Here is an 11,055-nt window from a genome sequence, read left to right as displayed (position 1 = left end):
TAGGCCCAGCGCATACTTGACCTACAAAGATTCGCTCATCCATATCACCGCCTACCGGTTTTCACCATATTTTCTGACCATAGTTCATATTTATGAATGACAAGCTCGAATGTTTCATTTATATGATATTCCATGATGGCGGAATAGGCGCGTTTTATGCAACTTAAGCGGAGGCCCGCAGCTCCCCGGATCATACATAGTCGGTCGATTCACCGTTACACGCATAGGGCGTGCGAGTCATTGGTGGCATAGAGTTCCAGCTCCTTTATTGTTGCGCTTGGAGGGAAGCTTCGAGCCGCCTCGGGTAATCGAGAATCATCGTTTTATTTTCCAGACGGATTATTCGATTGGTCTGGACATCTAAATTCTCTCAGAACAAAGTTTCGTTGGTCATGGCCGTAAAGAAGTCTCCAATTTTAAAGGTAGAAAGCATCTACAAGCGCTTCGGCGGTTTTGCAGCGTTGTCCGATGTCAGCTTGGAGGTTGCGCCTGGCGAGGTGGTGGCCATCATCGGTCCGAGCGGCTCCGGCAAAAGTACCTTGCTGAGGTGCATCAACCAGCTCGAGCCACAGACAACGGGAAGGATCGTAGTCGGGAGCATTTCCATTGATGGTGGGGCTGCGGTGACCCAGGCACGCCTTCGTTCTCTCCGAAAGTCCGTCGGAATGGTGTTTCAAAGCTTCAACCTATTTCCCCACCTTACGGTGATCGACAACATCTGCCTTGCTCAGCGAAGGGTGCTCGGACGGAGCCAGGAGGAGTCCGAAGAAGTCGCGATGCGTCTGCTTGAAAGAGTCGGATTGCGCGACAAAGCCCGCGACTATCCGGATCGGTGTTCAGGCGGTCAGCAGCAACGCGTTGCTATTGCCCGTGCTTTGGCGTTGGAGCCACAGATTATGCTGTTCGATGAGCCAACTTCCTCTCTCGATCCCGAACTCGGCATAGAGGTCTTGCAGGTGATGCGGGAGCTCGCGGAGAAAGGCATGACGATGCTGGTAGTTACCCATGAGATGCACTTCGCCGAGGATGTATCGAGCCGGACATTGATAATGGCCGATGGCAGAATCATCGAGGATGGAAGAAGTGTCGACGTCATGCGGAAGCCGCAAACCACGAGGGCACAGAAGTTTCTGAGTGCGGTGAGAGATCGATGATCATAGAACTGCTTTTCTTGATCGCAAAGGGTATCTGGATGACAGCTGTCGTCACGGCTCTTTCGCTCGTGTTCGGAATAGTGGGAGGTGGTGCATTGTGTATGATGAAAACATCCCAAAGCAGAGTCCTTCCTGCTATCGCTACCTCATGCATATTGATCTTTCGTTCGGTTCCACCGGTGCTCCTGCTTCTGTTTATCTTTTTCGGCGTTAAGATCGGTGCATTTAGGTTCGATCCGCTGAGCGCGGCGGTAGTCGGCTTGGGGCTTATAACCGCGGCAAACATGGCGGAAACCTACAGGGGCGCCTTACTGTCCATACATGCAGGCCAATGGGATGCCGCAAACGCGCTTGGCATCTCCCGTGTCTATCGATTCACCGACATCATCGGGCCGCAGCTTCTTCGCGTCTCCATGCCGGGCATGGCCACCTATGCGATAGTGCTTCTGAAAGAGTCCTCTCTGGCTTCAACCATCGGTGTTCAGGAGATTGCCTTCCACGCTAGCCTTGTTTCGAAGCAGACATACCTTGCCTTGGAAACATATCTGATCGCGGGGCTTTTCTATATTCTTATGAGTATCGCGATCGCGTGGATTGCGCGGGCAGCGGAAGTGAAGATGAGCAGGCGGGTTGCACGATGACGGAGACCCTCCTGCTGTGGATCGAGTGGTTTCCCGACCTGGTTGGTGGCCTGGTAATCAGTCTCCAAGTTACCGCGTTGGGACTAATATTTGGCATGCCCGGCGGTCTCGCGCTTTCGATCGGTGCGCGCTCCCGTAGCAAAAGCGTCAGATGGCTGACCATCGCTGTAACGGAGATCGCGCGCGGCACGCCAGTTTTGATTTTGCTTCAACTTGTTTACTATGGCCTGCCCAGTATCCACCTAACATTCTCGTCGTTTGTCTCGGCTTGTATAGCACTTGCGATATGTACCGCAGGCTACACCAGCGAAATATTCCGGTCAGGCCTGGAGGGGGTACACCATGGGCAGCGCGAAGCGGCGTCATCACTTGGCCTTACCGGGTACGACAAATATCGGTATGTTATATTGCCGCAAGCGATGCGAATATCGACGCCTCCTCTTTTAGGTTTCTCAATACTAATGCTTCAAGCATCATCTCTGGCGTTCACCATCGCATTACCTGAGATCACTAGCCAGGCCTATAATATTGGGTCAAATACGTTTAGATATACATCAGCACTTCTGCTTGCGGGAATTTTATTTATCGCAATATGCGGTCCGGCAACAATCGGCATTGGAGTGCTGGAAAGGAAACTTGATCTGCATAGCCGAAAAACGTCATAGAACCAGAGAACCGTCAAAATACCTTCAAACGTATGGGAGAATTAACTATGAAGCCGATTCAAATGATAGCTTTTATGATTGGCGTGGTTGCTTGCGGTGCGGCAAACGCTCAAGATTGCCAGCCCACTGAGGATTTCCAGACGGTAGTGCCCGGGAAGTTGACAGTCGTTCACGGCGAATATCCACCGGCAGCGTTCACCCGAGACGGGATGAGGGGCTACACTGCCGAATTGATCGAGCAGATTGCCATCGAGTACTGCCTTGAAATTGATGCTTTGCCGGTCGAGTTCGCTGCCGTGGTACAGTATCTAGTTGAGGGTCGGGCGGACGTATCGATCGGTGGATGGTACAGATCGGCGACACGTGCGGAGGTCGTCGGTGTATCGGCCCCCGTCGTTCTCGATCAGATGGCAATTTATTCGAAGGATGGCCTGGATAGCATAGAGCAACTGGCTGGAAAGAGTGTCGGTACGGTCTCGGGGTTTATGTGGGTTCCGGACCTGCAGGAGGTGTTTGGAAACAACCTGCAGCTCTATCCGAACCCCGTCACGATGGCGCAGGACTTGGCATCTGGAAGATTGGATGCGGGCATCGATGGCTATGCGACCGGCCTCTATGCACAACAAACGGGCAACTATCCAGCTGCCATTCAAATCAAGGTGCCGGAGCCGGACCCCAGAGTAGGAGCCTCGGTCCTTCCTGCCCAGACTGGCTTCCTTTACGCAAAAGAGAATACCGAATTCGGAGCTGCGCTCGACGCCAGCATCGTTCGCTTGCGTAACGACGGCACTCTCGCTTCGATCTTGGTCTCATACGGCCTCGACCCCGTGATCGCGAACGTTGGGGAGCCCAGACTCGTCGACTGACCGCAACTCGTAGTCGCATCGGCCAGACATGCCCCCGGGTCAGTGCATCATGACCAGCCAAGCCCGCACTAGATCGGGGGGTGAGAAGAGCCAGGCGAATAGGATGATGAAAGCAGTGCTGCAATACGAGCTCCATGGGATTGGATTGTGATGCAGAAGTTCGGATCGCCAGAGAGCCGTATTGATGGAGCTTCCAAGGTCACCGGACGCGCAATGTATGCGGCAGATTTCCATCTGCCGCATATGTTGTATGCGGTTGGGATCCGCTGCCACGTACCGCACGGAAAGATCATAAGGATAGCCGATGAAGAAGCCCTGCGATCTAATGGTGTCGTAGCTGTCTATACTCACCTGAACGCTTTCGAGGAACTGGGATGGACCGTCACCGAGGAACTGACCCGAGCCAGTGCGGAAGGGTTGGGGCTTAGCGCGTTCAAGCAGTCAGAGTCCGTTGTGGGATACAGACCCTTGACCACAGACGTGATACGCTTTGCCGGACAGTGGATTGCCGTACTTGTTGCAAGAACGATCCATGATGCGAACCGCGGGGCATCGCTGGTTCAGTTCGAAGTCGAGAGTTACGATCACAATGTCTCTCTGAACCAAGCTGACATTGAAGGATCCAAGCCAGTCTGCTTCTTCGGTGAGCAGATGCAAGTTGAACGAGGACTTCGCGGTACCGCAGATGCGACGGATATTGTCATCAGCCAAATCTATAAGACGCCGGTCCAGCTTCACCAACCGATCGAACCTTCGGCGACCGTTGCCGTATACGAGGATACGCAGCTAACGCTGTTCGATTCAACCCAAGCGGTCGTGGCCACACGCGATCACGTGGCGCTTTCGCTAGGTCTTCCAAAGGAACGCGTCAGGGTGGTCACCCATTTTGTCGGAGGAGGGTTTGGCAGCAAGAATCAAGTCTGGCCGCATCAGGCACTCGCGGCGCATATTTCGCGGAGTTTGGGCCGGCCTGTCAGCCTTCAGTTGACACGGAATGACATGGCAGTCGCATCTGGCTATCGTTCCCAAACGAAGCAGAAAGTCGAAATCGTAGCAGACAGGTATGGCAAGCTGAAGTCACTTCGTCATCTGTCCCATGTCGCCACCTCGACTGCCGGTGGCTACTTCGAGCCCTGCGGGCTTAGCACGCTGGCTCTTTATCCCAGCCCTCATTTAGAAGTCGGGCACTTTGTTCATCGAAAACACGTGTCTACTCCTACACCCTTTCGCGCTCCAGGCGAAACCCCTGGGTCTTTCGCTGTAGAAAGCGCCTTAGACGAAGTCGCACACAGGCTCAGGATCAATCCTCTGGAACTGCGCAAGCTCAATTATCCGAGCAGAAACACTTATCAGGATCGCGAATGGTCATCGATCCATCTGGACAAGTGCTACACGATCGGTGCCGAAGAATTCGGGTGGCCGTCTAGTTACGTGGAGCCGAGGTCCTTCCGCGACGGGCGTGAGGCGGTCGGCTACGGAATGGCAACGACGTGTTATCCCGCCGATGTCCTGCCGGCTTCAGTTACAGTGAAACTAACACATTCCGGACATGCGGTTGTCGAGACGGCCGCAGCCGATATCGGCACCGGAATGTATACCATATTGGCGCAAACGGTGGCCGATCAGTTGAGCATACCCTTCGACCTGATTGACGTCAGGCTTGGCGAATCCGTGTTTCCCCCGTCCCCTTCCGCCGGCAGGTCCCGGTCTACGAGCAGTGTGCTGCCGGCGACGAAGAACGCCTGTGAGAAGATCAGAAGAAAATTGAACGCAAAGCATAACACTTGGACGACGGGGAGCGGCGAGGAATGGGCTATAGTGGAAACCGGAACCTATTCCGGCACAGCCAACGCTGACAACCTGTCATTCTACTCGTTTGGCGCGCATTTCGTCGAAGTCGGGGTAGATGAAGAATTCGCAAAAGTACGGGTGAGGCGTTTCACCAGCGTTCTGGATTGCGGACGGATAGTCAATCCGAAGACTGCTGCGAGCCAGATCAGAGGCAGTATAATATTTGGTATAGGTATGGCGCTGATGGAGGACGCCCAATTTGATCGTGAGGGCGGCAGGCTAGTGAATGATAACTTAGCTGATTATCATGTTCCGGTGAACGCAGACATTCCCGAGATTGACATTCATTTTATCAATGAGCCAGATTTCCACTTTAATACACTCGGCGTTCGGGGGCTTGGTGAGATCGGTCTGCCTGGCACAGCCGCTGCCATCGCGAATGCGCTTTATAGTGCAACCGGCAGACGGATAAGATCCCTCCCCATCTCATACAGTAGTCTTCTTGCTGCGGACAGCACGGTCAAGCCGCGCTGATTTACTTTCCAATCCCCCACAACTCGAAGCATATAAGGAAGTGGCAATGAAATACATCTTGGCCCGCATTCGCGCAGATCAAGTGTTCCATGGTTATGATGACCAGAATAATTTAATTTCACATAAGCTTTCTGATAAGAACTACGTTGAAAAAATTATCAGACTGGATCGAATTTTGTCATTTACTGAGAATTATATCTTCATAGAATGCCCCCACGACACAGTTCAGACTTGGGAGTACGAAGGCAGTTTCAATGATCTAAAGAAAAAACTGCGTGACGGTGATCTGTTGATCGGATGAGTTCCAATATTCTATGCTGCCGGTTTTTTATGATGCGAATGCACAGGGTATGACCATGCAGTCGGCGGGAAGTGAAATAAAATGAATATAAAGTTGCGGCTGCTTGTCAACCGGGATCCGGTCGACGCGACTATCGATTCCCGTGTGACGCTATTGGATTTCCTGCGGGAGGACCTGCATCTTACGGGGACGAAAAAAGGCTGTGGCCACGGTCAGTGTGGCAGTTGCACTGTCTTGATCGACGGAAAGCGAATGCTTTCCTGCCTGAAATTTGTGGCGATGGTGCAGGATTGCACCATTACCACTATCGAAGACCTGGGCAATAGAGATGTACTTCATCCTTTGCAGACGGCATTTGTCAAACACGATGCGTTCCAATGTGGGTTCTGCACTCCCGGACAGATCATGTCGGCGATGGAGGTAGTGAGCGATAAGGCGGCATGCACCCGTGAGCAGATTAGTGAACTGATGAGCGGAAACCTCTGCCGGTGCGGTGCCTACCCCAATATTGTCTCCGCAATAATGGAGGTCAAAGCGAATGGAGGCATTTGAGGTAAAACGCCCGACAACTATCGCGGAGGCATTGGAGTTGCTCGGCGACCCCGGTGTTCGCCCTATCGCGGGGGGAACTAGCCTGGTCGACCTGATGAAGCTCGGCGTAGAGCGTCCGAAGATACTGGTCGACATAAGTCTTTTGCCACTCAAGCATATATCTCTGGAGAACAACGTCTTGACGGTTGGAGCCCTTGCCACAAGCAGCGAGGTGGCCGCAGATGAACATGTCCTAGGCAACATTCCGGCCGTGTCCGCTGCTCTACTGTCGGGTGCTTCCGGGCAGATCAGAAACGCGGCAACCATTGGCGGAAATATCCTTCAGGCTACTCGTTGTCCGTACTTTCGATCTACGACCTGGCCCTGCAACAAGAGAAACCTCGGTTCGGGCTGCAGCGCTCTTGAAGGTGCCAGCGCTGGCCATGCGGTGCTAGGGGTGAGCAGCGCCTGTATGGCGGCACATCCATCGGATTTGGCCGTGGCGCTGGTAGCAGCCGGAGCAAAAGTTCACCTGGCGAGCGCATCGACCAAACGGTGCATACCGCTAGAAGCCTTCTACCGAATGCCGGGCAGTACCCCGGCGATCGAGACGGTGATTACAAATGGTGAATTGCTTTGCGCTGTCGAGGTGGCATTGACGCCGCTTAATCGGGCATCGCGATACATAAAGTTACGGTCCAGAACGTCATTTGAATTTGCTTCGGTTTCGGTAGCCGGAGCAATTCTCTTTGATCAGGAAATTGTTACTGACGCCGCTATCGCCCTCGGAGGACTAAGTACAATTCCTTGGCGCGATCGGAATGCGGAGGAGATTCTCGTCGGGCAGAGACTGGATAGGGAACTGATCACGTCATTTTGCAACACATTGCTGTCCACTGCACTGTGCACCCCCGAAAACCAGTACAAGCTCCCGCTTGCCGCAAACGCGCTCCAAAGGACATTGCTGGACAGTGTGCCACCATAAGACTAGCTGGAAACCCGCAAAAACCTTGGTTTGGTTGCCCGTAGGAGCGTGACCTCTGCTGAGGGGGCGCCATTCCCGGCGATTTCGACCTCTGTTGGTGCCCGCTCGGGGGGCATTTTCCCGTTTCCGGGCAGACTCATCCCATGATCGCTCGCTTTTCATGGAAGACAAGGCGATCGAAATTGTAGGCCAGGTTGGCCAGCGTCAGTTTTGCCTCGGCGCGCTTGATGCCGATGGTGCCGATGAACAGCCCGAATTTGTTCTTCTGGTGGGCAAACACGTGTTCGACCTTGGCCCGGATCGCGGATTTGGCGGCATTGGCTCGTGCCATGGTTTTGGGCATTGGCTTGCCCTTGGGCTTGCGCCGGTGAATGCGGCTGGTCAGCATGCGGTCGGCCAGCCATTTCTCATTGCTCTGTGAGCGGTAGGCACTTTTCAGCCCAGACGGCACTGCCGGTATTCTCCCTGTCGATCACCTGGCGCAGCATACGACCATCGGCCGCCGTGGCTGCAGTCACCGCAGTGCCCCGGATGAAGCCGTAACGGCGGTCGATGGTGATATGGCTTTTATAACCGAACACCGGCAACGCGATCATGGGTAATTGGTCTGCCCCTATAAAGGTATCCATCCGGCGACGGCCGCAGGCGTCACGATTTCGCCTGTTGAGCCATGATGCGGTCGATGACGGCGGGTTCGCATTGACAGTCCACGAGGAACTGACGGATACCGCCGTCCCAGGTTCGGACGTCGGCGAGGAACTCTTTGAGGCTCTCTATGCCCCGTATGGTGAAGGCGGTGATGCCCTCATCGGTGCCGTCGTGGACGTAGACGATTTCGCCATCGTCGATGTTGTCGGGATTGGCAGTGACGATCTCGATCAGTTCGAGGTTTTCGCCGATCATGGCGGCCACCTGGGCGATGCTGCAGAGGTGAGTGTCGCGGGCCATTCAAGCGACCTTTGCTTCTCGCTCTCGTTCGACCGCCCAGTTCCACGGAAGAAGTTCGGGCAGCCTGGATATCGTCAGGTTCGGCATGCGGGCCAGGACATCGGCCAGCCAAGCCTGCGGGTCGATGTTGTTCATCTTTGCCGTCACGATCAGGGTGTACATGAAGGCGGCGCGCGTGCCACCCCGCTCGGAGCCGGCAAAGAGCCACGCTTTTCTTCCAAGAGCAATTCCACGCAGGGCGCGTTCTGCAGCATTGTTGGTCAGGCAGATGCGGCCGTCCTCGAGGAAACGCGTGAATGCGTCCCAGCGGCCATCCTTGTCGTGCATGTAGTTGATCGCCTTGGCAACGGGATTGTGCCTGGACATCTGCGCGCGCTCGGCCAGCATCCAGTCGTGTAGCTCCTCGACCAGAGGTCGCGACAGGCGGTGGCGCGCTTCAAGACGCGCCTGGGCCGAAAGGCCGTTGATCTCGCGTTCGATGGCAAACAGGGCATCCATCCGCTCGACGGCCTTGAGCGCAACCGGCGAGATCTCGTGTGCGGGCTTGCCCTTGCGAACAGCACCGGCGATGTCGGCCAGTTCGAAAAACTTGCGTCGCGCGTGGCTCCAGCACAGGGCGCTGAGGATCGGCGCAGGACTGCGGTCGTTCTGATAAAGATCGTTGTAGCCGCCATAGGCGTCGGCTTGCAGGATGCCCTGCCATCCGGCGAGATGCCGGTTCGGGTGGGTCTTCTCTCTATCGGCGGAGAAGTGGAAAAGGGCCGCGGGAGGAGCGCCACCCGCGAAGGGGCGGTCATCGCGGACATAGGTCCAAATGCGGGCCTGCCGCGTTGCTCCCCGCGCAAGAAGCGGCACGGTCGTGTCGTCGCCATGCAGTCGGTCGGCGCCAAGCACATGGGCGCGGATCAGATCATGGATTGGCAGTAGGGCCGTGGCGCAGGCCCCGACCTGGTCGGCCAGCGTCGACAGGCTGAGATCGACACCTTCCCTGGCATAGCGCTCGGCCTGGCGGTTCAAGGGCTGATGCTGTCCGAACTTCTCGAACAGGACCATGGCCAAAAGGTTCGGCCCTGCCCATCCGCGCGGTGTGGCATGGAAAGGCGCCGGTGTCTGGCTGATCTTCTCGCAATCCCGGCAGGTGAACTTCTCACGCACCGTCTGGATCACCTTCCAATGCCGGGGGATCACCTCCAGCGTCTCGGTGATGTCTTCGCCCATCTTCACGATCCGGGCCGAACCGCAACAGCTACAGGTCGAGGGAGCCTCGACGATCACGCGTTCGCGCGGCAGATGCTCGGGGAACGGCTTGCGTGCCGGGCGACGCCTTTGGAAGGCAGAAACGTTGGTGGTGTTCGCCGTGGCGCGTTCCGCCGCGATCTCGTCCTCGGTGGCGTTTGCCTCGATCTCCTCGAGCTGCAACTCCATCTGGTCGATCAGGCGGGCGCGGCGTTCCGAGCTTCGGCCATATTGTTCCCGCCGCAGCTTGGCGATCTCGAGCTTGAGGTGACGGATCACGGCCTCGGAGGTCGAAACGATAGCACGCGTCCTGGCCAGTTCGGCCTCGGCGGAGGCGGCGCGCGCCTCGGACTCCGCGAGCGCGGCACGCAGTCCGGCAATCTCGAGACCCGCTTTATCCATGGCAAAAAATCTACCATGTTCGAACGAGAAAGCCTAACAAAAACAGTGAAATATGGTCTATCAACCCGCTTTTGCGGGCCGCTGTGTCCAGCGCGGATTGCGCCAATCGATCCCCTCAAGGAGATAGCCCAGTTGCGCCGCCGAAACCGCTACCGCAGCCCCGGTCTGGCTGACGGGCCAAATGAACTTGCCGGCTTCAAGACGCTTTACATAAAGCGACATGCCGACCCCGTCATGCCACAAAAGCTTCATCAGATCGCCCTTGCGGCCTCGAAAGCAGAATATCTCGCCGCCATGCGCATCGCGTCCCAGCCCTTCCTGCACCTTCAGCGCCAGACTGTTCATGCCGCACCGCATGTCCGTAACGCCACCCGCGATCCACACCTTCACCCCAGCCGGAAACGCAATCATGACGGGTCCACAACCGGCAACAGTCGGGCAAGAATACCGGGATCGAGTGTCGCCGGGACCGTCAGCCGGCGACCGTTCGGCAGAGCGATCTCGATCCGTACGTCAGGACCAGATCCAGACAGCATCGGCGGCTCGACAGGCGCGGCTTCCCGCGCCGAAATCGCCAGCGGCATGAAGGCATGTCCCGCCGGGCCGCCAAGCACGCCGCGCCTGTAGTCCCGGCGCCAGATCGACAGCAGCGACCGCGAAAGCCCGTAACGACGGGCCGTCGCCGAACCCTGCCGATGGCCCCGGAGACTCTCCTGGACGATCCGGACCTTCTCCTCGTCCGTCCACTCCCGTCGACGGCCAAGGTCTTCGGAACCCAGAATCTCGATATGCGAATTGGTCTTAGCGTATGACATAAGGCATGTGCTTAAAACCGTTTAGCAAATCAGGACAGACGGCCCCCGCCGGAGGAATACCTATAAAGTGGTCCGGTTTCAGTCTTAATGCATGATCGGCTTTTCGACCATTGCCTGTGCAGAAGGTGGTGCCGATCCACTGGTTGGCGCCGGCCAGACGATGGCTTCCGGCGCCGGCGGTTTGTA

At 56.2% G+C, this 11,055-nt stretch carries 15 protein-coding genes; 8 read left to right on the top strand and 7 right to left on the bottom strand.

Going from position 1 to position 11,055, the window contains the following annotated elements:
- Positions 1 to 392: 392 nt before the first annotated feature.
- From DQG18_RS15625 to DQG18_RS15590, 8 genes are all read left to right on the top strand, one after another.
- Entirely contained in the window at positions 393 to 1,154 is a 762-nt protein-coding gene (locus tag DQG18_RS15625; RefSeq protein WP_116655180.1) for an amino acid ABC transporter ATP-binding protein, read from the top strand.
- Positions 1,151 to 1,795 carry an amino acid ABC transporter permease gene (locus tag DQG18_RS15620; protein ID WP_116655179.1) on the top strand — a complete coding sequence of 215 codons (645 nt, stop codon included), beginning with the start codon at positions 1,151 to 1,153 and terminating at the stop codon, positions 1,793 to 1,795. The genes DQG18_RS15625 and DQG18_RS15620 overlap by 4 nt, the downstream gene beginning before the upstream one ends.
- Positions 1,792 to 2,460: an amino acid ABC transporter permease gene (locus DQG18_RS15615; RefSeq protein WP_116655178.1), complete on the top strand. Its 669-nt coding sequence runs from the start codon at positions 1,792 to 1,794 to the stop codon at positions 2,458 to 2,460. Before DQG18_RS15620 ends, DQG18_RS15615 begins: the two co-directional genes overlap by 4 nt.
- Positions 2,461 to 2,507: 47 nt before the next feature.
- Positions 2,508 to 3,326 (top strand): substrate-binding periplasmic protein, encoded by an 819-nt coding sequence (locus DQG18_RS15610; protein WP_198669803.1) that lies wholly within the window; start codon positions 2,508 to 2,510, stop codon positions 3,324 to 3,326.
- 150 nt (positions 3,327 to 3,476) lie between these two features.
- Positions 3,477 to 5,651, top strand: coding sequence for a xanthine dehydrogenase family protein molybdopterin-binding subunit (locus DQG18_RS15605; RefSeq protein WP_116655177.1), 2,175 nt, complete (start codon positions 3,477 to 3,479; stop codon positions 5,649 to 5,651).
- A 46-nt stretch (positions 5,652 to 5,697) separates the two neighbouring features.
- Positions 5,698 to 5,952, top strand: coding sequence for a hypothetical protein (locus tag DQG18_RS15600; protein WP_116655176.1), 255 nt, complete (start codon positions 5,698 to 5,700; stop codon positions 5,950 to 5,952).
- An 81-nt stretch (positions 5,953 to 6,033) separates the two neighbouring features.
- A complete protein-coding gene (locus DQG18_RS15595) occupies positions 6,034 to 6,504 on the top strand; it encodes a (2Fe-2S)-binding protein (protein ID WP_116655175.1) in 471 nt (156 codons plus the stop codon).
- Entirely contained in the window at positions 6,491 to 7,468 is a 978-nt protein-coding gene (locus DQG18_RS15590; protein ID WP_116655174.1) for an FAD binding domain-containing protein, read from the top strand. Before DQG18_RS15595 ends, DQG18_RS15590 begins: the two co-directional genes overlap by 14 nt.
- A 136-nt stretch (positions 7,469 to 7,604) precedes the next feature.
- Here DQG18_RS15590 and DQG18_RS15585 read toward each other — a convergent pair whose 3' ends face one another.
- From DQG18_RS15585 to DQG18_RS16410, 7 genes are all read right to left on the bottom strand, one after another.
- Positions 7,605 to 7,919 (bottom strand): transposase, encoded by a 315-nt coding sequence (locus tag DQG18_RS15585; RefSeq protein WP_245958505.1) that lies wholly within the window; start codon positions 7,917 to 7,919, stop codon positions 7,605 to 7,607.
- Complete coding sequence (locus tag DQG18_RS16600; protein ID WP_245958504.1) at positions 7,876 to 8,064, bottom strand: hypothetical protein; 189 nt, start codon at positions 8,062 to 8,064, stop codon at positions 7,876 to 7,878. Before DQG18_RS16600 ends, DQG18_RS15585 begins: the two co-directional genes overlap by 44 nt.
- Positions 8,065 to 8,116: 52 nt before the next feature.
- On the bottom strand, positions 8,117 to 8,416 hold the full coding sequence (locus DQG18_RS15580) for a hypothetical protein (RefSeq protein ID WP_116655173.1): 300 nt from the start codon (positions 8,414 to 8,416) through the stop codon (positions 8,117 to 8,119).
- The gene (tnpC, locus tag DQG18_RS15575) at positions 8,417 to 10,054 is read right to left on the bottom strand and encodes an IS66 family transposase (RefSeq protein WP_116655172.1); all 1,638 of its coding nucleotides are present in this window, start codon (positions 10,052 to 10,054) and stop codon (positions 8,417 to 8,419) included.
- 60 nt (positions 10,055 to 10,114) lie between these two features.
- On the bottom strand, positions 10,115 to 10,465 hold the full coding sequence (gene tnpB / locus DQG18_RS15570; RefSeq protein ID WP_116655171.1) for an IS66 family insertion sequence element accessory protein TnpB: 351 nt from the start codon (positions 10,463 to 10,465) through the stop codon (positions 10,115 to 10,117).
- Positions 10,462 to 10,869: an IS66-like element accessory protein TnpA gene (gene tnpA, locus DQG18_RS15565; RefSeq protein ID WP_116655170.1), complete on the bottom strand. Its 408-nt coding sequence runs from the start codon at positions 10,867 to 10,869 to the stop codon at positions 10,462 to 10,464. The genes tnpB and tnpA overlap by 4 nt, the downstream gene beginning before the upstream one ends.
- The coding region (locus DQG18_RS16410) for a hypothetical protein (protein ID WP_210208086.1) at positions 10,856 to 11,055 on the bottom strand (200 nt) is incomplete at its 5' end. The genes tnpA and DQG18_RS16410, both read right to left, overlap by 14 nt.

Origin of the sequence: Pelagibacterium sediminicola, assembly GCF_003390885.1 — a bacterium.
Taxonomy (GTDB): domain Bacteria; phylum Pseudomonadota; class Alphaproteobacteria; order Rhizobiales; family Devosiaceae; genus Pelagibacterium; species Pelagibacterium sediminicola.
This window is presented reverse-complemented; position numbering and strand designations above follow the sequence as displayed.